Raw genomic sequence first — 23,215 nt, 5'->3', positions numbered from 1 at the left:
CGGGCACTCAGTGATTCAGCATCTGCACCATCTCGCTCAGATCGTCCATGCGTTCCAGCAGATTCACCGTTACCTCATCCACGCTGTCTGCGCGCAGGAATAAGGTATCCAGCAGGAAGTCTTCCGGCTGCTCGAACGGGCCGTCACCAAAACCGTGGCGACGCAGGCTGCGGGTCGCAACATACAGCAGGCGGGCATAGTCGGCGTGCTCGCCCTCGTAGTAAGGGTTGTGCTGCTGACGCATGGCGGTCACCAGTTCTTCCGGCATACGCCATTGCTGCAGCAGACAGGCGGAAATCTGTTCCCGGGTCAGACCCAGCAAATGACGCTCAACGTAGAAGCGGTTGATATGCGGGTTAGCTTCGATATGGCGGTTAACCAGTGAAAACTGTGGCGGAAATACATGGCCCAGAATCAGGAATCCAAAGTTATGCAGCAGGCCGCACAGGTACGCCAGCCCCTGACTGGGACGATGACGGGCGGGCATCAGTTTGGCCAGCTCGCCGCACAGTGCGGCAGTTACCACCGCCTGCTGCCAGAAAGGAGCATAGCCATGCGGGCCCTCTTTAGGGACTGACAGGGTGCGGCCCAGTGCCAGACCCAGCGCCAGATTGATGACCAGATCGAAGCCCAGCACGCGGATCACCGCTTCTTCCACGGTTTTGATCTCGCCGCGCACGCCGTAGTAAGGCGAACGCGCCCAGCTTACCACCTGTGCCGACATGCCCGGGTCAAGCTCAACTGCTTGCGCCAGTGAGGTGGTATCGGCATTGGGATCAACCCGCAGTTCGATAATGCGCCGTGCGGTTTCCGGCAGCGGCGGCAGGTCGAGGGTTTCGGCCAGACGTTGTTTGATACGCAGCGGAGTGAACTGGCGGATGGCGGCATGCACATCTTCCAGATCCTGCTGCGGATCGTTGTAGTGAATGTCGGTCATCAGCGGTGCGGTATAGCTGCCGATGCGCGAGCTGGTGGTGAGGTTGCGGAATTGCTCCATCGGCACCTTCAGCCACTCGTGCCCGGCTCCTGAGACGATAAACAGCTCGTTCTGCAGTAACAGGGAATCATCGACCAGACTCTCCAGCTTGGTGACCTGTGGCAGGGCCGGAAACTCATCCAGACCGTGCTGTTTTTTCAGGCGTTCCAGCTCGGTGGCGGACAGCGCGGTAAATTGCCGGCCGAGCTGATGTGCCAGCTGATTCAGGTCGAGCATGCGGTTGCCGGGGATCACAACCTGCACCTTGCCCAGGTCGTCCTTAAGGAAGACGACATTGGCAACTTTGGCAGAGTAGGAGGCCGGTGGATTGCTTTGCATAAGGTGGAACAGCTCCTCGTCGTCGGTCAGGCTGTAATCAATGTGCCAGTCGTCCAGTACTTTCATTACGGTGGCAGGGATGGCCATGGTGAAATCCGTTTGCTGATCGTTTAGGGGTGGAGATAACTATAGACCAGCCTTCTGCATCTGCTGCGGCAGAGAGCGTGATTGAGGTCATGATTCCGACCAGTGGTAAAAGCCGAGAAATCAGACGTTGGCGAAACGTTCGGCGTCGCCCAGCCAGCGCTGAATCAGGGGTTCGACCGTGTGCGGGTGCAGCGTCCACAGTTGCTGGGCCATATCGCGTACCTGTGGCAGAAGATCGCCATCGCGCTGCAGATCGGCGACGCGCAGCATCTGCAAGCCGGTCTGGCGTGTACCCAGCAGCTCGCCGGGGCCGCGGATCTGCAGATCCTGTTCGGCAATATAGAAACCGTCCTGGCTGTCGCGCATCACCTGCAGACGCTGTTTGCTGGTGAACGACAGCGGTGCTTTATACAGCAGTACGCAGTGACTCTTGGCGCTGCCCCGCCCGACCCGGCCGCGCAACTGGTGCAGCTGTGCCAGACCCAGGCGTTCGGGGTTTTCGATAATCATCAGGCTGGCGTTGGGCACATCGACGCCAACCTCGATCACCGTGGTGGCAACCAGCAGATCCAGCTCATGGGCTTTAAAGCGCGCCATGATGTCGGCTTTCTCGGCAGCTTTCATGCGCCCGTGTACCAGGCCGATACGCAGATGCGGTAAGGCTTCGGCCAGTTCCTGTGCGGTGTTCTCCGCCGCCTGACACTGCAATGCCTCGCTCTCTTCAATCAGGGTGCAGACCCAGTAAGCCTGCGCACCTTCCGCACAGGCACCATTGACCCGTTCAATCACTTCCGGGCGGCGCTGCTCGCCGATAGCGACGGTGGTAATCGGGCTGCGGCCGGGAGGCAGTTCGTCGATCACCGAGGTGTCCAGATCGGCGTAAGCGCTCATCGCCAGTGTGCGCGGAATCGGTGTGGCGGTCATGATCAGCTGGTGTGGCGATAACTTTTGCGCCACCCCTTTTTCCCGCAACGACAGGCGCTGATGCACGCCAAAGCGGTGCTGCTCGTCGATGATAATCAGCCCCAGCCGGGCGAAGTGCACATCGTCCTGAAACAGCGCGTGGGTACCGACCACCAGTTGCGCTTCACCACTGGCAATCTCCGCCAGCGAGCGCTCGCGCGCCTTGCCTTTGACCTTGCCGGCCAGCCAGCCAAGCCTGATGCCCAGAGGTTCAAACCAGCCTGACAGGTTGTTGAGGTGCTGTTCGGCGAGAATTTCGGTCGGTGCCATCAGCGCCACCTGAAAACCGGCCTGCAGCAGATCACAGGCCGCGAGGGCGGCAACCAGGGTTTTGCCGGAGCCGACATCGCCCTGCACCAGGCGCAGCATAGGGTAAGGCTGGGTCAGATCCTGTTCGATTTCGCTCACCACCCGTTGCTGGGCGCCGGTCGGGGTAAAGGGCAGCTGCTGCAGTAACGCCCGCTGCAGGGTTTTATCGCTGTGGATGGCCGGAGCTTCGTCGGCCTGAACCTGTGCGCGCAGCTTATGCAAGGACAGCTGGTGGGCGAGGAGTTCTTCCAGTATCAGGCGTTTCTGCGCCGGGTGCTGGCCGCTTTCGAGCAATGCCAGATTGGTTTCCCGTGGTGGCGTATGCAGAAACAGCAGCGCGTCTTTCAGCGTTGGCAGGCGCCACTGTTGTAGCCAGGCGGCGGGCAGCAGATCGGTCAGATCGACCTGATCGGCTTTCAGCAGCTCCAGCGCCTGCTCATGCAGCAAACGCAGGCGCTGCTGGCTGATGCCATCGGTGGCCGGGTAAACCGGCGTCAGGCTCGGCTCCAACGGTAAATCGAGGCCTTCTTCCAGCCGGGTGTATTCGGGGTGATACAGCTCCAGCCCGCTGGCGCCACGGCGCGGTTCGCCGTAGCAGCGGATCGTGGTGCCGGTGCTGAACTGATTTTTCTGCGCGGCGCTGAAATGGTAAAAGCGCAGGCTGATCACGCCGCTGTGGTCCTGCAGTTTCACCAGCAGACTGCGGCGTTTGCCAAACAACACGGTGGCGCCGCGCACTTCGCCCTGAATCACCGCCGGGCGCATCGGTTGCAGGGCGCCGATCGGGGTGATCTGGCTGCGGTCTTCGTAGCGGAAAGGCAGGTGGAAAAACAGATCCGCCAGACTGCGGATCTGTAGTTTATGCAGCTGTTCGGCCAGTTTCGGGCCGACGCCTTTCAGCTCGGTGATCTGGCTGAGTTTTGCCACGCGTTACCTGCCCTCAGGGTTCCAGACGGCACTGACGGGCGGTGCTCAGCAACAGGTCGATAGCCTGACCGCGCGGGAAGCTGGCACGCCAGGCCAGTGCCACGGTACGGAACGGTGCCGGAGCCTTGAACGGACGCGTGGTAACGAGATTCTGGTCGAGATTACTGACTGCCGACTCCGGCAGTACGGTAATGCCGAGCCCGGTGGCGACCATATGCTTCAGGGTTTCCAGTGAGCTGCCTTCGAGCACGCTGCCGAGGCGGGTGTGATGCTTACGCGCCAGCGCCGGGCAGTGTTCGAATACCTGATCACGGAAGCAGTGGCCTTCGCCCAGCATCAGCAGATCTTCATCGGCCAGTTGTTCGGCTTCAATGCTTTTCTGTTTGCACCAGGGGTGGTTTTTCGGCAGCACCACGACGAAGTTTTCGTCGTACAGCGGCCGGGTCAGCACATCGGCTTCGGTAAAGGGCAGGGCGACGATGATGGCATCCAGTTCACCGTCACGCAGCTGGCGGCGCAGTACGCCGGTGTAGTTCTCTTCCAGATACAGCGGCATGGTTGGCGCCTGCTGGTGAATCTGCGGCACCAGATGCGGAAACAGGTAAGGCCCGATGGTGAAAATAGCGCCAAGCTTCAGCGGTGTGCTGAGCTGATCCTTGCCGGCACTGGCCAGTTCGCGGATGGTGCGGGCTTCTTCCAGCACCCTTTGCGCCTGGGTAACGATGCGCTCACCGAGCGGCGTAACGGTAACCGAGCTTTTGCTGCGTTCAAATATCGCAATGTCTAACTCGCTTTCCAGTTTTTTTATCGCTACGCTCAGCGTCGGCTGGCTGACAAAGCACTTTTCCGCCGCCCGGCCAAAATGACGTTCCTGGGCAAGAGTCACGATGTACTTGAGTTCGGTCAGCGTCATAAGGGTTCCTTAATTGTTACCTTGTATGGGTGCCGGAAAATTGATTTAGCTTACCTATTAAATCCGGGTGAATAAAGCCCGTGGGGGCTGAATGCTGTCACTTGGCTAAAATAACAATGAATGCGCGGCCCAGAGGGCTGCACCAGACTGAGCGCAAGAGGAGAATTACATGGCTCGGATTCTGATTGTGGGGGCAGGAGATATTGGCGGTAATCTGGCTCAGCGGCTGCATGCTGACGGGCATCAGGTATGGGGTGTCCGCCGCTCCGATAAACCAATCGGTGACGGTATTGGCCTGATTCAGGCCGATGTGGCGGACTCAGAAACGCTGCAGGAGTTACCTGAGGATCTGGATATCCTGGTTTACAGCGTGGCTTCTCCGGTGTTCTCGAAAGAGGGCTACCACGATTATTACTACAAAGGATTGCGTAATGTGCTGCGGGCTCTGAAAGGCCAGAAGCTGAAACGTGCGTTCTTTGTTTCCAGTTCCAGTGTTTATCACCAGATGAACGCCGAATGGGTCGATGAAACCAGTGAAACCAAACCCGGCAGCTTCGCCGGTAAAGAAATGCTGGCCGCAGAACAGGCGCTGCTGAACGATAAACTGCCTGGTACTGTTGTGCGCTTTACCGGCATTTATGGTCCCGGCCGCACCCGCATGATTGAGCAGGCACGGCAGGGCAGCCACTGTGATCCGGAACCACCGGTGTGGACCAACCGTATTCACCGTGATGATTGCCTGGGCGTATTGCAGTTGCTGATTGAACGGGCGCTGACGGATAAACCGCTGGATGATATTTATCTGGCCACCGACGATGAACCAGCCACGCTGTTTGATGTGCTGGAATGGATGAAAGACCGTATCGGTGATGTGGAACCGGATCACGATGTGCCGGAAGCCTCACGCCGTGCTAACCGTCGCTGCTCTAATAAGCGTCTGCGTGAGCTGGGTTACGATTTTAAATTCAGCAATTATCGTGAAGGCTATGACCAGCTGCTGACCGAGATGGGGCTGATTTAGCCTGCGGTTAACGGCCATAAAAAAAGCGCTCGGTGAGCGCTTTTTTTATGCAGCAAAGAAACTCAGTCGAGTTCCAGTACGCCGTCCATTTCCACGCCGGCATCGCGTGGCAGCTGTGCCACGCCGACCGCAGCGCGGGCCGGGTATGGCTGCTCAAAGTATTCTGCCATCACTTTATTAACGGTGGCGAAGTTGCCCAGATCGGTCAGGAAAATATTCAGCTTGGCAATCTGCTGCAGAGAACCGCCGGCGGCTTCACATACTGCGCTCAGGTTTTTAAATACCTGATGAATGCGCGCTTCAATATCGCCTTCAACCATTTCCATGGTTTCCGGTACCAGCGGAATCTGCCCGGACAGGTAAACGGTTTTTCCGACTTTAACAGCCTGGGAATAGGTGCCTATAGCGGCCGGGGCTTTTTCTGTAGCGATGATTTCGCGGCTCATAACAATCCTTAATTTTTACTGCGGACAATTTTATTTACGCCGCGGATATTGCGCAGGCGGCGGATCGCGCGGGCCAGATGTTTACGGCCGTGCACGCTGAGACTCAGATGGGTAACGCTGAGGCGGGCATCGCGCTCTTCCACACTGATTTTTTCGATATTGGCTTCCGCCTGGGTAATGGCGCTTGCCAGTTCGGCGACGATGCCGCGGCGGTTTTCCAGATAGACTTTAAGGTCGACGGTAAATTCGCTGTCGATGTCTTTGTCCCAGCTGAGAATGACGCATTTTTCCGGGTTATCGCGGAATTCTTCGACGTTTTTACAGCTTTCGGTATGAATCACCAGACCACGGCCGGAACTGACGTAACCAATAATCGGGTCGCCGGGAATCGGGCTGCAGCACTTGGCGAAATTCACTACCAGGCCTTCGGTGCCTTTAATCGCCAGCGGTGATTGTTCAACCGATTCCAGATCGATGTCGGATTCTTTGTTGGCAACCAGCAGGCGGCGCGCCAGCAGCGGCGCCATACGGTTACCGGCACCAATATCTTCGAGCAGGTCGCCGAGTTCATCGAGGCCGGTTTCACGCAGCACCAGATCAATATGCTGCTGGTCGATATCTTCCAGCGTTTTACCCAGCGCATTCAGCGCTTTATTCAGCAGACGCTCACCCAGTGCCACCGATTCGGAGCGGCGCTGGCTCTTGAGGTAATTACGGATATTGGAGCGCGCCTTGCCGGTGACCACAAAGTTGAGCCAGGCCGGATTCGGCTGGCCGCCCGGTGCGGTCACAATCTGCACGGTCTGACCGTTCTGCAGACGCGCACTCAGCGGCGCCAGCTGACGGTTAATACGGCAGGCGATGCAGTGGTTGCCCACATCGGTATGCACCGCGTAAGCAAAATCGATGGCGGTGGAACCGGACGGTAATTCGAGAATTTTGCCTTTTGGCGTGAACACGTAAATCTCATCCGGGAACAGATCGACTTTAACGTGCTCAACAAACTCCAGCGGGCTGCCGGCGTTTTTCTGCAGCTCGAGCAGGTTCTGCACCCACTGCCGTGCACGCTGGGTGCCGCTGGCCTGATCGCTTTCCGATTTATACAGCCAGTGGGCGGCAATACCATGGTTGGCCATGGCTTCCATTTCTTCGGTGCGGATCTGGATTTCAATCGGCACACCACCGATACCGATCAGCGTGGTGTGTAGCGACTGGTAACCGTTGGTTTTGGGAATGGCGATATAGTCTTTGAAGCGCCCCGGAATCGGCTTATACAGACTGTGCATGGCGCCGAGGATGCGGTAACAGGAATCGACGGAGTCGGCGATGATGCGGAAACCGTAGACATCCATAATATCGGTCAGCGATTTACGCTGATCACGCATCTTGCTGTAAATGCTGAACAGATGCTTTTCACGGCCAACCACCCGGGCGCTGATACCCACCTCGGTCAGGCGGTTGCGCACGGCGGTGGCGATGTTATTCACAATCTCAGAACGGTGACCGCGCGCTGCCTTTACCGCTTTGCGGATCATCTCCGAACGCATCGGATACATGGCTTCGAAACACAGCTCTTCCATCTCCACGCGGATACTATTCAGACCCAGGCGGTTGGCGATAGGGGCGTAGATATCGAGGGTTTCTTTGGCGATGCGGCGGCGCTTTTCGGGCTTCAGCGAGCCCAGAGTGCGCAGGTTGTGCAGGCGGTCGGCGAGTTTTACCAGAATGACGCGGATGTCTTTGGCCATGGCCATGGCCATCTTCTGGAAGTTTTCGGCCTGCTGGTGTTCTTTGCTTTCGAAGTGAATATTGGTGAGCTTGGACACACCATCAACCAGATCGGTGACCACATCGCCGAACTGTTTTGCCAGAGCGGTTTTGGGTACGCCGGTGTCTTCAATCACATCGTGCAGCATGGCGGCCATCAGGCTCTGATGGTCGAGATGCATGTCGGCCAGGATATTGGCGACCGCTAACGGATGGATGATGTAAGGCTCGCCGCTGCGACGGCGCTGGCCATCGTGGGCTTGTTCGGCGTAGTAATAGGCGCGGCTGACCTGCTGAATCTGAGGGTTGCTCAGATAGTGGGAAAGCCGCTCCGATAAGGCGTCAATGGTGGGCACTTAAGCAGAACCTCAGGCTGGGTCTGCTTAGTACTGTTCCGCTCGTGCGGCTTCTTCCTGGGCGGCCATGGTGGTTGGCGTTACCAGGTTTTCAGCGATTTCACGCAGAGCCAGTACGGTTGGCTTGTCGTTTTCTTCCGCAACCAGTGGCTCGGCACCCTGTACCGCGATCTGGCGGGCACGTTTGGTGGCCAGCATGACCAGTTCAAAGCGGTTATCAACGTTGGTTAAGCAATCTTCTACGGTAACGCGTGCCATGGGATATCCTGTGGAATCAGATGAATTCGGTGGAACCGGGTATTGTAGCGGAATCCGCCGGCAAGGGAAGAGGCCAGCGGGCTCCGGACATGATCAGCCGTTCAGTAATTCCTGCAGCACATCTTCGTGGCGCACCTGCTGGGCGCTCAGACGATGGCGGCGGGCAATCACGATGGCACGCAGTTCTTCGACGGTGTTTTCAAAATTATCGTTAATAATCAGATAGTTGTATTCACCGTAGTGGCTCATCTCGTTACGCGCATCGCGCATGCGGCGTTCGATAATGTCTTCGCTGTCCTGGCCACGCTTCTGCAGGCGTTCACGCAACGCCGCAATAGACGGCGGTGCAATAAATACGCTGACGGCATCCGGCATCAGGTGACGCACCTGCTGCGCGCCCTGCCAGTCGATTTCCAGAATTACATCACGACCGGCGGAAAGCTCGGATTCGACCCATTCCTGTGAGGTGCCGTAGAAGTTATCGAACACCTGAGCGTGCTCAAGAAAGGCGCCACGGCTGACCATGTCCTGAAATTCGGCCACGGAGATAAAGTGATAATCTTTGCCGTCCACTTCGCCCGGACGCGGCGCGCGGGTGGTGTGGGATACGGACACGCCGATATAGCCGGTGGATTGCAGCAGGGCTTTCACCAGACTGGTTTTACCGGCACCGGACGGAGCTGAGAAGATAAACAGGGTACCAATCATAGGAAGCTCGCTGTTCTGGCCGGACGTTGGGGTTGGGTTATTCAATGTTCTGTACCTGCTCACGCATTTGTTCGATCAGCACTTTCAGGTCAACGGCGGCCTGGGTAATGCTGGTAGTCAGTGATTTAGAGGATAGCGTATTCGCCTCGCGATTCAGCTCCTGCATCATAAAATCGAGGCGGCGGCCGATGGGTTCGTCCTGGCTGAGAATACGGCCGACTTCCTGAATATGGGTGTTCAGGCGGTCGAGTTCTTCGGCGACATCGGCTTTCTGTGCCAGTAACACCATTTCGGTTTCCAGCCGGCTGCTGTCGAAGTTGATATTCAGCTCGGCGATTTTATCTTCCAGCTGCTGGCGCTGGGCGGCCAGTGCCTGGGGCATCGCTGCAGCAACGCTGGCAACAATCTGCTGCATTTTTTCCAGTCGCTGGCGGATTAGTGTGGCCAGTTCTTCGCCTTCCCGTGCCCGGGCATCGCAACTGTTGCGCAGGCAATCGTCGAACGCCTGCAGTGCCGCCTGTTGCAGTGCTTTGCCGTCGGTTTCCGCACTGCTGATTACGCCGGGCCAGGCCAGCACTTCGAGCACATTCATGGCGTTGCCGGGGCCGATGATGGCATGTACTTCATCGGCGGCACGGTTCAGCTCGTGTACCAGTTCGTGGTTAACGCTGAGTTTGTTTTCGCCCTGTAACGGCTGAAAGCGCAGGGCGCATTCGACTTTGCCGCGGCTGAGGGATTTTTTCAGGCGCTCGCGCAGGGCCGGTTCCAGATCGCGGAAAGCATCCGGCAAGCGGAAGTGCAGTTCCAGGTAGCGGCTGTTCACCGAGCGGATTTCCCAGGTAAAACGTCCCTGCGGGCATTCGCTGCCGGCACGGGCAAAGGCCGTCATACTGAAAACCATAAGTCTCTCGCGTTAATAAATTCCCCTGCATTGTAAGGGCTGGGGCTTTTTGCCGCTATAATGCCGGCCTTTACTCAATATCAGATTCAAGGATTCCGCTTATGAGACCCAGTGGCCGTACAACCGATCAGCTGCGTGATGTGCGCATTACCCGCAATTTCACCAAACATGCCGAAGGTTCTGTACTGGTGGAATTCGGTGACACCAAAGTGATTTGTACCGCGTCGGTTGAAACCAGCGTGCCGCCGTTTCTGCGTGGCAAAGGTCAGGGCTGGGTGACGGCGGAATACGGCATGCTGCCGCGTTCGACCGGCTCGCGCATGATCCGAGAAGCGGCCAAAGGCAAACAACAGGGCCGTACCGTGGAAATTTCCCGCCTGATCGGCCGCAGCCTGCGCGCCGCGATTGATCTGACGGCGCTGGGCGAAAACACCATCACCATCGACTGTGATGTGATTCAGGCCGACGGCGGCACCCGTACCGCCTCGATTACCGGTGCCTGTGTAGCGCTGGTCGATGCCATTAACTGGCTTAAAGCCAAAGGCAAAGTAAAAGGTGAGCCGCTGAAGCAGATGATTGCGGCCGTCTCTGTGGGCATCTACAACGGTGAAGCGGTGCTGGATCTGGATTACGCCGAAGACTCCACAGCGGAAACCGATCTGAATGTGATCATGACCGAGAACGGTGGTTTCGTGGAGATTCAGGGCACCGCCGAAGGTGAAGCCTTCACACCGGATGAGCTGAACGCCATGCTGGCACTGGCACAGAAAGCCATCGGTGAGCTGAGCGCGAAACAGAAGGAAGCGCTGGCTGGCTGATCGTTGCAGTGATCAGTCTGCAGTACTAAAAAAGGCGCCGGTGGCGCCTTTTTTATTTGTCCGTTATCTGCCTGCGGTCAGTCTTCGTCGAACTCGTATTCCACCATGACCGCGGCGTGATCACCAAAGCGCAGGTTGGTATCGAGCTTGGCTTCCACCACAAACTGACGGATGCCCGGTGTACAGATCTGATAATCCTTGCGCCAGCCGTGCTGATTGCGGCGCGCGCTTTCGGCGTCCGGCCACCAGGTAAACTGGTTCTCGCCGAAATTGGCTTCGCGGAAGGCATCGACATAACCGGCCGGGCCAAACATCTGATCGAACCAGGCGCGTTCTTCCGGCAGGAAGCCCGGTGTGTCCTGATTGCTCTGCCAGTCGGCCAGATCAACGGTTTTATGTGCCGCTTCAAAGTTACCGCAGAAAATAAACTCGCGGCGTTTGCGCCGGGTTTTATTCAGATGCTCCAGGAAGGATTTCTGGAAGGCCAGTTTATCTTCCAGGGTGTTGTGCTCATCAACCGTCGGGAACAGGATGGAGCCAACGCTGACATGATCGAAATCCGCCTGAATAAAGCGCCCCTGCATATCGCACTGCGGGAATGCCAGACCGGTCATAATGGCTTTCGGCACTTCACGGGTAAGGATGGCCACGCCGGAATAGTTGTCGGCTTCGGCATCGAAGAAATAGGCGTTGTAACCATCGGGATACACGACGGAATCAGGCAGCTGGTATTCCTTGGCCAGTAACCCCTGAATGGCAACCACATCAGCCTGCGCGGTTTGCAGCCAGGTATACAGCCCTTTTTCGACCGCTTGTTTCAGGCCGTTGACGTGTAAACTGATAATCCTCATACATGGTTCCCAACTGGTGAAGCGTGTATCATACCGCATCCTTTGGAAAGCGGGTAAATATGGGCGAGAATGTTGTGCTTCTGGTCACGCATTGCCGGTATTTCTCCCTTCCGTCCGAACTATTTTGCCGGCCTGTGCTGGCGGTTGAATCTCAGGTTTCGTATGCAGACGTATCAGAAAGAATTTATCGAATTCGCCATCGCTCAGGGTGTACTCAAATTTGGCGAATTTACCCTGAAATCCGGCCGGGTCAGTCCTTATTTTTTTAATGCCGGCCTGTTTAACAGCGGTGCCGCGCTGGCCAAGCTTGGACGTTTTTATGCGGCAGCACTGGAAGCGTCCGGTGTTGACTACGATGTGGTCTTTGGCCCGGCTTATAAGGGTATTCCACTGGCCGCGACTCTGTCGGTGGCGCTGGCTGACCACTACAACAAAGACATGCCTTACGTTTTTAATCGTAAAGAAGCCAAAACCCACGGCGAAGGCGGTAACCTTGTCGGCGCACCGCTGACCGGCCGTGTACTTATCGTAGACGATGTTATTACCGCCGGTACGGCTATCCGTGAAGTCATGGCTATGATTAACGCCGCAGAAGGTGCAACGCCGGCCGCTGCCCTGATTGCCCTGGACCGTCAGGAAAAAGGTCAGGGTGAGCTGTCAGCCATTCAGGAAGTTGAGCGTGACTTCGGCATGAAAGTGATCAGCATCGTGGGTCTGAATCAGGTGCTGGATTATGTATCTGAAAAACCAGAGCTGGCGCAGTATGCCGCCGCTATCAGTGCTTACCGCGATCGTTACGGGGTTGAGTAAAAAAGTGCGGGTATAAAGCGCACCAAAAGGAGTGTTGTAACAATGAAGCCACTGGTTGGGCTGTTTGCCGTTGTTTGCTTACTGGCCTCGGGTCCAAGCTTTGCTAACAAACTGTATCGTTTCACTGTCGATGGCCGTGTGGTGGTTAAAGATCATATTCCCACCGAGTACAGTCATCTGGGTTACGAAGTGCTGAACAGCAGCGGCATGGTGGTGAAAACCGTTGCTCCGGCTCCGACCGCGGAAGAGCTTGCACAGCGCCGCGCGGCAGAGGCCGCCAAAAAAGCCCGTCAGGATGCTATTACTGCCCAGCGCAAGCTGGATCTCGACTTACTGCGTCTGTATGCCAAGCCTTCGGATGTGGAACGTGCGCGGCAGCGCAAAGCCGATGAAATCGACTCCTACATTCAGCTGCAACGCCGGCGCATTGTTGACCTGGAACAGAAACTGGAAAAATCTCAGGCGCAGGCAGCCAATATTGAGCGCCGTGGTCAGGAGGTTCCTGCCGATATGCGCCTTGAAATTGTGCAGTTGCAGAATGGTATCCGTGACAGCGAAGGTAACATCAAGGCGCGTCAGCAGGAAATGAAAGAGAGTACCCGCGATTTTGCTGAGCAATACGAGCGTGTGCGCATTCTGCAGGTTTACCCGGCCGGTACGCTGGATGATGATGTCGATCTGGATAAAGTCGACCGCGAGCTGGAAGGCAAAAAAGATTAAAAAAATCCCGGGCATGTCCCGGGATTTTTTTGCCTGCGGTTTACACCGTCAGGCTGGTAAGGTTTTTTTCGCGCAGCAACAGTGGTTGCAGCAGCTGCCACTGTTCGTCCCAGTACTGGGTCGGACGGGTGTCAAACTCGGTGCGTACATACTGGCGGATACGGCCTTCCAGTACGGCGGTGAGCAGATTGGCAGCCGCACTGATGGTCTGCAGCGGCACTTTGCCTTCGCGCATTTCGGCTTCACGCAGGATCTGTTTGAACTGCATTTCAATACGTTCAAAGAACTGCTGAATGCGCTGGCGCAGACGTTCGGTTTCACCGGACAGTGCATCGCCGGATAACAGTCGGCACATGCCCGGATTCTTCTCGGCGAAGGTCAGTACCAGTGTCAGGGTCCGTTCGCAGCGCTGATCGGCCTGCTCAAAATCCTGCAGGATACGGCTGACCCGGGAGAACACCGCTTCTTCGATAAAGCTGATCAGGCCTTCGAACATCTTTGCCTTGGACGGAAAATGGCGATACAACGCCGCTTCCGAAACGCCCACGGCTTTTGCCAGGCTGGCGGTGGTGATGCGGGCGCCGGGATTGGTTTCCAGCATATGCGCCAGCGCCTGCAGAATCTGATCGCGTCGTGACAGCTTGTCGGCGGTCTCAGTCATGTAACCTTCCTCAGCTGCGGCGGTTGGTGATCAGGGTACCAACACCTTCGTCGGTGAACAGTTCGAGTAAGGTTGAGTGAGCAACCCGGCCGTCGATGATATGGGCACTGGTTACACCTGCGTGTACGGCATCCAGGGCGCACTGAATCTTCGGCAGCATGCCGCCATAGATGGTGCCGTCGGCGATCAGATCATCCACCTGTTTGGTGGACAGGCCGGTCAGTACCTTGCCTTCTTTATCCATCAGGCCGGCAATATTGGTCAGCAGGATCAGTTTTTCGGCGCGTAATACTTCTGCCACTTTACCGGCTACCAGATCGGCGTTGATGTTGTAAGAAGCACCGTCTTCGCCAACACCGATTGGCGCAATCACCGGAATAAAGTCACTGTTGGTCAGCATATCCAGCACCTGGGTGTTGATGCGCGATACTTCGCCCACATGACCGATATCGATAATTTCAGGTTTTTCCAGCTCCGGCGAGCTCTTGGTAACGTGCAGCTTTTTTGCGTGCAGCAGCTGGCCGTCTTTACCGGTCAGGCCAATGGCTTTGCCGCCGTTCTGGTTGATCAGGTTGACGATGTCTTTGTTTACCAGACCGCCGAGTACCATCTCCACCACGTCCATGGTTTCGCCGGTGGTGACGCGCATACCATTCACAAACTTACTTTCGATATTCAGTTTGTTGAGCAGGTCGCCGATCTGAGGGCCGCCGCCATGCACCACAATCGGGTTAATACCGATCAGTTTCAGCATCACCATATCGCGCGCAAAGCTGTTCTTCAGGTCTTCGTCGATCATGGCGTTGCCGCCGTATTTAACGACAATGGTTTTGCCGACGAAACGCTGCAGATAGGGCAGGGCTTCACTGAGAACTTTGGCGGTATTCATGGCGCTGTCACGCGACAATGGCATGGTCGGGCTCCTTGATGAGCGGATAAATAAGAAACGGTCGGGCAGGCTGCGGCATCGCTCAGCAGCCTGATGTACCGCGCCGCATTATAACGTTATACGGCGCGCCCCTGCCAACGGGAATTGACGTCTTTCTCAGAACGGAACCTTGAGTTCCGGCGCGTGGCGGGTAAGTGCCTGCTTCATTCGTTGCTGAATCCGGGCAATGGCTTCGGCATTGTTGCCGGCAAAGCGCAGGGTCAGCTTGGGCGTGGTATTGGACGGCCGGATCAGCCCCCAGCCGTCGGCAAACTCGATGCGCAGACCGTCGGTGCTGAATACCCGTGCGCCGGCAGTCAGTTCGCTGTCGGCGGAGAGCTCCTGCAGCAGGCTGAATTTGCGCACATCATCGCAGTCGATGGTGATCTCCGGCGTACTGACATCTTCCGGCAGGGCGGCAAACAGCTGATCCACCGGCAGATTTCTCTGACTGATAATCTCCAGCAAACGGACGGCGGTATACAGGCCATCGTCAAAGCCGTACCAGCGGTCCTGAATATAGAAGTGGCCGCTGAACTCACCGCCGACCACGGCGTTCAGTTCCTGCATCTTGCGCTTCATCAGCGAGTGGCCGGTTTTCCACATGGTCGGGCGGCCACCATGGCGGCTGATCAGTGAAGCCAGATGGCGCGAAGACTTCACGTCGTAGATGACATCGCGGCCGGGATTACGCGGCAGAATATCGTCAACCAGCAACATCAGCAGGCGGTCCGGCCAGATGATTTTGCCGTTGTTGTCGACCAGTGCAACACGGTCGCCATCACCGTCAAACGCCAGGCCCAGATCGGCGTTATGAGCTTTAACCGCATCCTGTAACGCCTGCAGATTTTTTGGCTGGCTTGGGTCCGGGTGGTGATTCGGGAAGCGGCCGTCGACGTCGCAGAACAGGCATTCGGCCTCCAGTCCGATCATGGCCATCAGTTTTTCGGCCAGAGGGCCGGCGATACCATTGCCGGCATCAATCACAATCTTCATGCTGCGGGCGAGCTGCACGTCGCCCTCGATACGCTGCAGATAGGTGTCCGCCAGCTCACGCTCTTCGGTCTGGCCAGACCCTTGTGGCAGGTCGCGGCGCATGATGCGGTGGTACAGCGCCATGAGTTCATCCTGCGCCAGGGTATGCTGGTCGATAACGATTTTCAGGCCGTTAAACTCCGACGGATTATGGCTGCCGGTCACGACTACACCGCATGGCGTATCCAGCTCGTGGGTGGCGAAATAGAGCAGGCCGGTTGGCTGTGCGCCAAGGCGGATCACATGACAGCCGCTGTCATTCAGACCGAGCTGCAGCTGTGCTGCCAGCTGCGGGCTGGATTCCCGGCCATCCCAGGCAAGGCTGATTTTGCTGAAGCCGCGTTCCTGTACTTCAGCCCCCAGCGCGCGGCCGATCCAGTAGCAGGTATCTCCGGTCAGATCCTGACCGACGATGCCGCGGATGTCGTAAGCGCGGAAAATACCCTGCGCCACTTCGATAGGGTGCTCGTGTTCAACTTCTTCGACCATCAGTTCCGGCAGTGTCTGGCGTTTGGCGTTGCTGACGGTGGTGATCTTCTTTGGCTGTTCCAGAGCGATTTCCTGACGCTCTCGGCTGTTGCCATTCGCTTTGCCATTGTCGGTGACATCAGGGCGTACGGTATTGATCAGGTGTTGCATGCTGACCGCCAGTTCGTGGAACAGCGCCAGGGTAAATACCGGCTGCTCATCAATGCCTTTGCGGCTGAGGTTACGCACATAGGTCAGCAGCTTCAGCTGGTTGCGCAGAATGTCGCGCTTCTGCATGCCGACCAGCACAAACAGGCCGACAAAGGTCGCGGCCAGCACGATGAGCCAGGGCGTAGCCAGTGGCACCAGCTCAAGTTGCGGGCGCTCGTCAGAAGGAATGTAGGTCAGATACCAGTAATCATTAATTGGCTTGGTGACAATAGTGCCGGCGCGTTTGACTTCCTGGCCGATACGGAAAATTTCCAGACCACGGCTGCGGTCGTTATCGACAAACTGGTTAACCACAATCTGTCCCATGGTCTGGCTGGTGCCGGACTGAAACTGCGACAGCCAGCCTGAGCCGTATTCGGCCAGTAACACGCCGGCGATCTGGTTTTGTTCATTGCGGATAGGTGAAGCCCAGTAGAAATGCAGGCTGCCATTGCGCTGTACGGCCTCAAGGCGCATATCGGCGCCACTGAGAGTACGGCTGACCAGTTCCTGTACGGCATAACCGTGGCTGCTTTGCAGGCCCATCGCATCTTCCCGGCGGATCAGCTGCAATGAGGATACGCCAGATAAAAACTGGCGCAGGGTTGCCTTCCAGGCCGGATCGTTTTCTTCCAGTGCGCGTACGGTCAGCGGGTGGCGACTGGCCGCTGTCTGCAGGCGGCGGGTGTCCTGCAGGCGGGTGCTGAGCGAGTGTGCCATCTGCTCGGCCATGGCGTCGGCAAAGGCACGGTCAACATCAGACTGGGTAAACAGGTTGACCTGAATACTCTGAAAAGAAAGCCCGCCGGCAATAAACAGCAGCGCCAGCCAGATGGTGAGGCGGCTGTAAAAGACGATGGTACGTTTGGGCGTGCGGGCTTTTGTTCTCATGTTGCTTCCTTTCGGCCGGGGCTGTGCACTACCCCTGATTTATTGTTGTATGAGGCAAGCAGATTGTGCGGCGCTTCAGCTGCGCCCGGAGTGGCCAAAACCGCCGGCGCCACGCTCGGTGGTTTCAAACTGCTCCACAATCTCGAATTCTGCCTGTACAACAGGCACCAGCACCAGCTGCGCCAGACGTTCGCCGACATCGATGGTGAAGCTGTCTTTGCCACGGTTCCAGCAGCTGACCATCAGCTCGCCCTGATAATCAGAGTCGATCAGACCAACCAGATTGCCAAGTACGATGCCGTGTTTATGACCGAGGCCAGAGCGCGGCAGAATCATGGCAGCCAGACCCGGATCTTCAATATAGATTGCCAGACCGGTACGGATAAGCTGAGTTTCACCCGGATGCAGCGTCAGGGGCGCATCCAGACAGGCGCGCAGATCCAGTCCGGCGGAGCCGGTGGTAGCGTATTCCGGCAGTGGGATGCTGTTGCCCAGACGTTCATCCAGTACTTTTACCTGTAACTTTTGCATTGTCATTCTGTCCGCATTAAGAGATTTTTTGTGTCTGGGTCTGCTGATAGCGGTGTGCAATCAGCTCGACCAGTTCGCGCGCCAGCGCCTGTTTACTCATCTGGGCAAAGCTCTGCTGGTTTTCTGCCCAGAAAACGGTGACGGCATTCTGGTCGCTGTTAAAGCCGATTTCGCTCAGGGAGACGTCATTGGCGACAATCATGTCGAGATTCTTACGCACCAGCTTATCGCGGGCGTAGACATCCACATCCTGGGTTTCTGCCGCAAAACCCACGGTAAAGGGGCGCAGTTCGTGGGCGGCCACGGTGGCGACTACGTCGGGGTTTTTCACCAGGGTCAGTTCCATGCTGTCAGCTGATTTTTTGATTTTCTGGTGAGCGGCGGTCATCGGCCGGTAATCGGCGACGGCGGCTGCGGCGATAAAAATATTGCAGCGACCAAGCATGGCCAGTGAGGCATCCAGCATATCGCGGGCGCTTTCGGTGCGTACGCAGTTGACGCGTTCCGGTGCCGGAATCACCACCGGACCGCTGATCAGCGTTACTCTGGCGCCGGCATCACGGGCGGCGGCGGCAATGGCGTAGCCCATCTTGCCGGAACTGTGATTGGAGATATAGCGCACCGGATCGATGGCTTCGCGGGTTGGACCGGCAGTGATAACGACTTCCAGCCCGGCCAGCAGACCGGTTTCAAACAGATCTGCGGCGTGGGCGGCAATCTGCTCCGGCTCCAGCATGCGGCCGGGGCCAACATCGCCACAGGCCTGCACGCCTTCGGCGGGGCCAAACATATGCAGTTTGCTGCCTTTAAGGTCGGTCAGGCGGGCGATATTGGCCTGAGTAATAGGTTCGCGCCACATCGCCTGATTCATCGCCGGAGCCAGAGCTATTGGAGCCTCGGTTGCCAGGCAGATGGTGGTCAGCAGGTCATCGCCGGAACCCTGGGTCAGGCGGGCAATAAAGTTGGCCGATGCCGGGGCTACCAGCAGCAGGTCTGCCCACTTGGCCAGCTCGATATGGCCCATGCCGGCTTCGGCTTCCGGGTCGAGCAGAGCGTGATGTACCGGGTTACCGGATAAGGCCTGCAGGGTCAGGGGGGTGATGAATTCCATGGCGCCGGCGGTCATAACAACCCGCACTTCGGCTCCGGCTTTCTTCAGAATCCGCACCAGTTCGGCGGCTTTATAGGCGGCAATCCCACCGGTGATTCCGAGCAAAATACGCTTATTACAGAGTTGTTGCATGGCTGGTTTCACGCTGACTAGAATGAGCCTGAGTATATAAGGAAGCGTATGACAAGTCTGCAACGCAGCGGAGTGCGGTTGTCAGACTTATGACTCAGTAAATCACAGACCTGCAGGGAGGTAGGGATGGCGATATGTGACTGGCCCAGCGCTGAGCGGCCAAGGGAAAAACTGTTGGCTCAGGGCGCCGGCAGTTTGTCGGATGCCGAGCTGTTGGCAATTTTTCTGCGTACCGGGGTAAAAGGCAAAAGTGCCGTCGATCTGGCGCGTGAGCTGCTGCAGGAATTCGGCAGTCTGCGCGCCCTGCTGACCGCCGATTTAACCGCATTCTGTAAGCCGCTGGGCCTTGGCAGTGCCAAATATGCCCAGTTGCAGGCGGTGCTGGAAATGGCGCGGCGACACCTGGCGGAGCAACTGGCCCGTGGTGATGCCTTAACCAGTCCTGATCTGACCCGGCAGTATCTGCTGGCTCAGCTGCGTGACCGTGATCATGAAGTGTTTGCCTGTCTGTTGCTGGATAATCAGCACCGGGTACTGAAATACCACGAGCTGTTCCGCGGCACCATCGACGGCGCGGCTGTGTATCCGCGTGAAGTGGTTAAGCTGGCGCTGAGCCATGGCGCCGCCGCCGTGATACTGGCGCACAATCATCCGTCCGGTGTGGCCGAACCCAGTCATGCAGACCGGGCGCTGACCGACCGCTTGCAGCAGGCACTGGGGCTGGTGGATATCCGCGTGCTGGATCATCTGGTAGTGGGTGACGGGCACTGTGTATCCTTTGCTGAACGCGGCTGGATATAATCTGCGGGCGCGCCTGCCATTCGTATAAAAAATAAGCTTTCGCTTGCGACGGCCGGGGCGTTTTGGTATAAAGCGCAACTCTTTTCAGCCAGGGCCGTCGCGAATCAAGATTTTGATGACGAACGCCCACGGTTGGTAACGAATTTCCAATTTGTTCGATACAGTTAAAAATCGGGGCGAGATCAATGTCTAAGGTTTGCCAAGTTACAGGTAAAGGTCCTGTAACCGGGAATAACGTTTCCCACTCAAACATTAAAACCAAGCGCCGTTTTCTGCCTAACCTGCAACAGCACCGTTTCTGGGTAGAAAGCGAAAACCGTTTTGTGCGTCTGCGTATTTCTACCAAAGGTATGCGCATCATCGATAAGAAAGGTATCGATGCTGTTCTGGCAGAACTGCGTGCACGCGGCGAAAAAGTCTAAGGAGACCTGTTATGCCACGCGATAAGATCCGTTTAGTGTCTAGTGCCGGTACCGGTCACTTCTACACCACTGACAAAAACAAGCGCACCATGCCTGAGAAAATGGAGATCAAAAAATTTGATCCCGTGATCCGTCAGCACGTGATGTATAAAGAAGCCAAAATTAAGTAAGCTTCTTTCGCTTGAAAAGAACCCGGCCTGTGCCGGGTTTTTTTATGGCCGCCATCCATGGCGGCCTGTGCTGCGAATTCGCGTTTAGCGCCTTCTTTCTCTCTTCTGGCATAATCGCGTTTTTACTCAGACGTCTGACATCCTTATGCCTGAACTACCTGAAGTCGAAACCACCAAGCGCGGTATTGAACCCTGGCTGCTGAATCAGCGTATTGAGCGTGTGGTGGTGCGCCAGCCACAGCTGCGCTGGCCGGTGGTGGATGAATTAAAACTGCTGGAAGGCCAGACCGTACGTGGTCTGAGTCGTCGGGCGAAGTACATTCTGGTAGAGACCGATATAGGCACCGCCATCTGGCATCTGGGTATGTCGGGTTCGCTGCGTCTGGTCGAGCCCTCTGCGCCGGCTGGTAAACACGATCATATCGACTGGCAGCTGGGTAACGGCAAGGTGCTGCGTTACCACGATCCGCGCCGTTTTGGCGCCTTGTTGTGGGTTGAGCCCGGAACCGACAGTGCTCATTTAACCCACCTTGGGCCGGAGCCTCTGACGGATGATTTTACCGCCGAGTATCTGTTCCGCCGTTCCCGTGGCAAAAGTCAGGCGATCAAAACCTTTGTGATGGACGGTAAGGTCGTGGTCGGCGTCGGTAATATTTACGCTAACGAGAGCCTGTTTCTGGCCGGTATTCGTCCGGCGACGGCAGCCGGAAAAATCAGCCTGGCGCGCTATGAGCGCCTGGTCAGCGAAATTAAACAGGTGCTGGCGCGGGCGATTGAACAGGGCGGCACGACTCTGCGTGATTTCGTTGGTGGCGATGGTAAGCCGGGTTATTTTGCCCAGCAGCTTTTTGTTTACGGCCGTGGGGGTGAACAATGCAAGGTGTGCAGCAGCGTGCTGAAAGAAATCCGCCAGGGCCAGCGAGCGACGGTTTATTGCCCGGCCTGCCAGCGTTAACCTGCCGCAAAGCCCATACCGCCAGCCGTGACGAGGCGCGCAGGTGCTGATATAGTCAGGCCTATTCGCATCTGCATCAAAAGAGGAAGAACAATGCAACTGATGGCGACCTTACGGACTTCGGTAAATATTGCTGTGGCCACCGCATTGCTGGGCATGAGTTCTCTTGCCAGCGCTGAACGGATTGAAGAAAGCCCAAGCGCTGGTGCCATGGTGGCAGATGCAGTGATTGCCCGTCCGTTGTATTTCGTATTATCTCAGGCCGGTGCATTGATTTACGGCGCCACACTGCCGTTTACCCTGCTCGGCGGCAATGCTGATCAGGCGGCGGAAACTCTGGTAGTAACGCCTTTACAGGCGGCTTTCGTGCGTTGTCTGGGCTGTGGCAAGATTGAAAACGAAGTGGGCTCCCTGAACGAAGGTGACGGCAAACGTATCCGTCACTTCGTTATGCTCAGCGGTGGTGCTGCGCAGCTGGATACGGATGGCGAAACCGGTAACGGTGCCACTTATGGCTTGTATCTGGGTACTCATTTTGAGCTGACCGATAAGAGCCGCTTTGATGTGATGCTGGGGGCTAAGCGTCTGGCGGAAACAGAGATCAAAGCTTCCACAGGTACATTCAAAGATTCGGCAACCTCTTATCAGATCGTCAGCCGCTTTGGCCGTGAAGTCTTCGGCAATGTGGATCTGATGTTCAAATTGGGTGCTCACCACTGGTCAGCCGAGCGCAAGCTGAACACTGGCTCGAAGGGCGACACCTCTGGTAACGATTTCCTCTGGGGTGTAGGTCTGGATACAGGTTTGGGTGACAAGCTGCGTGTAGGTCTGGATTACACCAGCTACTCGATGGAAAACAAAGACGACGGTTATGATGCCGGTATCGATACGCTGGATCTGAACGTCAGCTACCTGTTCTGATCATCAGGTTGTGATAAAAAACGCCGGGCACTGCCCGGCGTTTTTGTTTCTGCTTTTTGTGCGGCTCAGATACTTTTCAGCCACTGCCAGAGCTGGCCAATACCTTCGTACATGGCACGTTCGCTTTTCAGTGCTGCCCGCGCTTCAATCCGCCAGTCGCTGTTATCGGTACTCAGACGTACCGCTGGCGCAGGTATTGGCTGCAGTCCCTGACGCTGAAAAAACACCAGCGCCCGCGGCAGGTGCGAGGCTTCGCTGACCAGTGCAAAGCTCTGCCCGGTCAGGAAGGGCGTCATCAGCTGTGCTTCTTCTTCGGTATCTCTGGCTTGCGGGAATGTGCGGATGCGCTCCGCAGCGATCCCCATGCTCAGTGCGATGTCACGCATAACCTCAGCATGGGGGCGGCTGTCGTTGCCTGCATAACCGGAGACAAACAGCTGCGCCTGTGGATTCGCAGCCAGGATGCGCAGGCCTTCGCTCAGGCGGAACAGTGAGCTGGAACACAACTGCGCGGCCGGCGGCATGCTGTCATCACTGGCGTGACATCCGCCCAGTACGACTACAATGCTGACTGGTTGTCTGAGATCGAAGGCAGGGAAGTCATCTTCAAAAGGTGCCAGCCAGCGATCTGCAAACGGATGCCAGCTGGTCAGGGCAAGCCACAACGCGGCGACACTGATCAGCCCTTTGCCCAATGCCGGACGGTGCTTAAGCAGTAACAGTCCGGCCAGCAGTGCGATCAGCGTCAGCGGAATGGGCATCAGCAACATGCCGACGATTTTCTTCAGGGTGAACGCGATCATTGTGCT

General features: G+C 56.9%; 24 protein-coding genes. 9 read left to right on the top strand and 15 right to left on the bottom strand.

The window, feature by feature from the left end; translation table 11 throughout:
* Positions 1 to 7: 7 nt before the first annotated feature.
* The 3 genes from HUF18_RS03855 to HUF18_RS03845 form a co-directional block, all read right to left on the bottom strand.
* Positions 8 to 1,402, bottom strand: coding sequence for an HDOD domain-containing protein (locus HUF18_RS03855; RefSeq protein ID WP_225691205.1), 1,395 nt, complete (start codon positions 1,400 to 1,402; stop codon positions 8 to 10).
* A gap of 120 nt (positions 1,403 to 1,522) precedes the next feature.
* Positions 1,523 to 3,601 carry an ATP-dependent DNA helicase RecG gene (gene recG / locus HUF18_RS03850; protein ID WP_225691204.1) on the bottom strand — a complete coding sequence of 693 codons (2,079 nt, stop codon included), beginning with the start codon at positions 3,599 to 3,601 and terminating at the stop codon, positions 1,523 to 1,525.
* Between the two features lie 13 nt (positions 3,602 to 3,614).
* A complete protein-coding gene (locus HUF18_RS03845) occupies positions 3,615 to 4,514 on the bottom strand; it encodes a hydrogen peroxide-inducible genes activator (RefSeq protein WP_145467553.1) in 900 nt (299 codons plus the stop codon).
* Positions 4,515 to 4,683: 169 nt separating this feature from the next.
* On the opposite strand from HUF18_RS03845, the gene HUF18_RS03840 reads away from it, so the two are divergent.
* Complete coding sequence (locus HUF18_RS03840; protein ID WP_225691203.1) at positions 4,684 to 5,535, top strand: SDR family oxidoreductase; 852 nt, start codon at positions 4,684 to 4,686, stop codon at positions 5,533 to 5,535.
* Between the two features lie 62 nt (positions 5,536 to 5,597).
* On the opposite strand, the gene HUF18_RS03835 is transcribed toward HUF18_RS03840, so the two are convergent.
* The 5 genes from HUF18_RS03835 to HUF18_RS03815 all read right to left on the bottom strand — a co-directional run bounded on the left by HUF18_RS03835 (position 5,598) and on the right by HUF18_RS03815 (position 9,971).
* On the bottom strand, positions 5,598 to 5,981 hold the full coding sequence (locus tag HUF18_RS03835; protein ID WP_145467558.1) for a RidA family protein: 384 nt from the start codon (positions 5,979 to 5,981) through the stop codon (positions 5,598 to 5,600).
* Positions 5,982 to 5,989: 8 nt separating this feature from the next.
* Positions 5,990 to 8,104 carry a bifunctional GTP diphosphokinase/guanosine-3',5'-bis pyrophosphate 3'-pyrophosphohydrolase gene (gene spoT, locus HUF18_RS03830; protein ID WP_145467560.1) on the bottom strand — a complete coding sequence of 705 codons (2,115 nt, stop codon included), beginning with the start codon at positions 8,102 to 8,104 and terminating at the stop codon, positions 5,990 to 5,992.
* 27 nt (positions 8,105 to 8,131) lie between these two features.
* Positions 8,132 to 8,362 carry a DNA-directed RNA polymerase subunit omega gene (rpoZ, locus tag HUF18_RS03825; protein ID WP_145467562.1) on the bottom strand — a complete coding sequence of 77 codons (231 nt, stop codon included), beginning with the start codon at positions 8,360 to 8,362 and terminating at the stop codon, positions 8,132 to 8,134.
* Between the two features lie 93 nt (positions 8,363 to 8,455).
* Entirely contained in the window at positions 8,456 to 9,070 is a 615-nt protein-coding gene (gene gmk, locus HUF18_RS03820; protein WP_225691489.1) for a guanylate kinase, read from the bottom strand.
* A 37-nt stretch (positions 9,071 to 9,107) separates the two neighbouring features.
* A complete protein-coding gene (locus HUF18_RS03815) occupies positions 9,108 to 9,971 on the bottom strand; it encodes a YicC/YloC family endoribonuclease (RefSeq protein WP_225691202.1) in 864 nt (287 codons plus the stop codon).
* 101 nt (positions 9,972 to 10,072) lie between these two features.
* Here HUF18_RS03815 and rph point away from each other — a divergent pair, with 101 nt between their 5' ends.
* The gene (gene rph, locus HUF18_RS03810; RefSeq protein ID WP_145467566.1) at positions 10,073 to 10,789 is read left to right on the top strand and encodes a ribonuclease PH; all 717 of its coding nucleotides are present in this window, start codon (positions 10,073 to 10,075) and stop codon (positions 10,787 to 10,789) included.
* Between the two features lie 77 nt (positions 10,790 to 10,866).
* Here rph and HUF18_RS03805 read toward each other — a convergent pair whose 3' ends face one another.
* A complete protein-coding gene (locus tag HUF18_RS03805) occupies positions 10,867 to 11,640 on the bottom strand; it encodes an exodeoxyribonuclease III (RefSeq protein ID WP_145467568.1) in 774 nt (257 codons plus the stop codon).
* Positions 11,641 to 11,802: 162 nt separating this feature from the next.
* Between HUF18_RS03805 and pyrE the strand changes: the two genes are divergently transcribed.
* Entirely contained in the window at positions 11,803 to 12,450 is a 648-nt protein-coding gene (gene pyrE / locus HUF18_RS03800) for an orotate phosphoribosyltransferase (RefSeq protein WP_145467570.1), read from the top strand.
* A gap of 42 nt (positions 12,451 to 12,492) precedes the next feature.
* Positions 12,493 to 13,170 (top strand): hypothetical protein, encoded by a 678-nt coding sequence (locus HUF18_RS03795; RefSeq protein ID WP_225691201.1) that lies wholly within the window; start codon positions 12,493 to 12,495, stop codon positions 13,168 to 13,170.
* 40 nt (positions 13,171 to 13,210) lie between these two features.
* On the opposite strand, the gene slmA is transcribed toward HUF18_RS03795, so the two are convergent.
* From slmA to coaBC, 5 genes are all read right to left on the bottom strand, one after another.
* Positions 13,211 to 13,831, bottom strand: coding sequence for a nucleoid occlusion factor SlmA (gene slmA / locus HUF18_RS03790; protein WP_145467573.1), 621 nt, complete (start codon positions 13,829 to 13,831; stop codon positions 13,211 to 13,213).
* A 10-nt stretch (positions 13,832 to 13,841) separates the two neighbouring features.
* Entirely contained in the window at positions 13,842 to 14,744 is a 903-nt protein-coding gene (gene argB, locus HUF18_RS03785) for an acetylglutamate kinase (protein ID WP_145467576.1), read from the bottom strand.
* 132 nt (positions 14,745 to 14,876) lie between these two features.
* Entirely contained in the window at positions 14,877 to 17,363 is a 2,487-nt protein-coding gene (locus HUF18_RS03780; protein ID WP_225691200.1) for a phosphomannomutase/phosphoglucomutase, read from the bottom strand.
* A 75-nt stretch (positions 17,364 to 17,438) separates the two neighbouring features.
* Positions 17,439 to 17,894 carry a dUTP diphosphatase gene (dut, locus tag HUF18_RS03775; protein WP_222428499.1) on the bottom strand — a complete coding sequence of 152 codons (456 nt, stop codon included), beginning with the start codon at positions 17,892 to 17,894 and terminating at the stop codon, positions 17,439 to 17,441.
* Between the two features lie 16 nt (positions 17,895 to 17,910).
* Positions 17,911 to 19,137 (bottom strand): bifunctional phosphopantothenoylcysteine decarboxylase/phosphopantothenate--cysteine ligase CoaBC, encoded by a 1,227-nt coding sequence (gene coaBC, locus HUF18_RS03770; protein ID WP_225691199.1) that lies wholly within the window; start codon positions 19,135 to 19,137, stop codon positions 17,911 to 17,913.
* Positions 19,138 to 19,263: 126 nt separating this feature from the next.
* Here coaBC and radC point away from each other — a divergent pair, with 126 nt between their 5' ends.
* The 5 genes from radC (at position 19,264) to HUF18_RS03745 (ending at position 22,406) form a co-directional block, all read left to right on the top strand.
* A complete protein-coding gene (radC, locus tag HUF18_RS03765) occupies positions 19,264 to 19,938 on the top strand; it encodes a RadC family protein (protein WP_145467584.1) in 675 nt (224 codons plus the stop codon).
* A gap of 185 nt (positions 19,939 to 20,123) precedes the next feature.
* Entirely contained in the window at positions 20,124 to 20,360 is a 237-nt protein-coding gene (rpmB, locus tag HUF18_RS03760) for a 50S ribosomal protein L28 (RefSeq protein WP_145467587.1), read from the top strand.
* 11 nt (positions 20,361 to 20,371) lie between these two features.
* Positions 20,372 to 20,530 carry a 50S ribosomal protein L33 gene (gene rpmG, locus HUF18_RS03755; protein WP_145467589.1) on the top strand — a complete coding sequence of 53 codons (159 nt, stop codon included), beginning with the start codon at positions 20,372 to 20,374 and terminating at the stop codon, positions 20,528 to 20,530.
* 145 nt (positions 20,531 to 20,675) lie between these two features.
* Positions 20,676 to 21,485: a bifunctional DNA-formamidopyrimidine glycosylase/DNA-(apurinic or apyrimidinic site) lyase gene (mutM, locus tag HUF18_RS03750; RefSeq protein WP_225691198.1), complete on the top strand. Its 810-nt coding sequence runs from the start codon at positions 20,676 to 20,678 to the stop codon at positions 21,483 to 21,485.
* 93 nt (positions 21,486 to 21,578) lie between these two features.
* Positions 21,579 to 22,406: an outer membrane beta-barrel protein gene (locus HUF18_RS03745; protein WP_225691197.1), complete on the top strand. Its 828-nt coding sequence runs from the start codon at positions 21,579 to 21,581 to the stop codon at positions 22,404 to 22,406.
* Positions 22,407 to 22,471: 65 nt separating this feature from the next.
* Here HUF18_RS03745 and elyC read toward each other — a convergent pair whose 3' ends face one another.
* Positions 22,472 to 23,209 carry an envelope biogenesis factor ElyC gene (gene elyC, locus HUF18_RS03740; protein ID WP_225691196.1) on the bottom strand — a complete coding sequence of 246 codons (738 nt, stop codon included), beginning with the start codon at positions 23,207 to 23,209 and terminating at the stop codon, positions 22,472 to 22,474.
* Positions 23,210 to 23,215 lie beyond the last annotated feature (6 nt).

Source organism: Thalassolituus sp. ST750PaO-4, assembly GCF_020320405.1.
Taxonomy (GTDB): domain Bacteria; phylum Pseudomonadota; class Gammaproteobacteria; order Pseudomonadales; family Oceanobacteraceae; genus Venatoribacter; species Venatoribacter alkanivorans.
The sequence above is the reverse complement of the archived record's forward strand: the minus strand, read 5'-3'. Positions and strand labels throughout refer to the sequence as shown.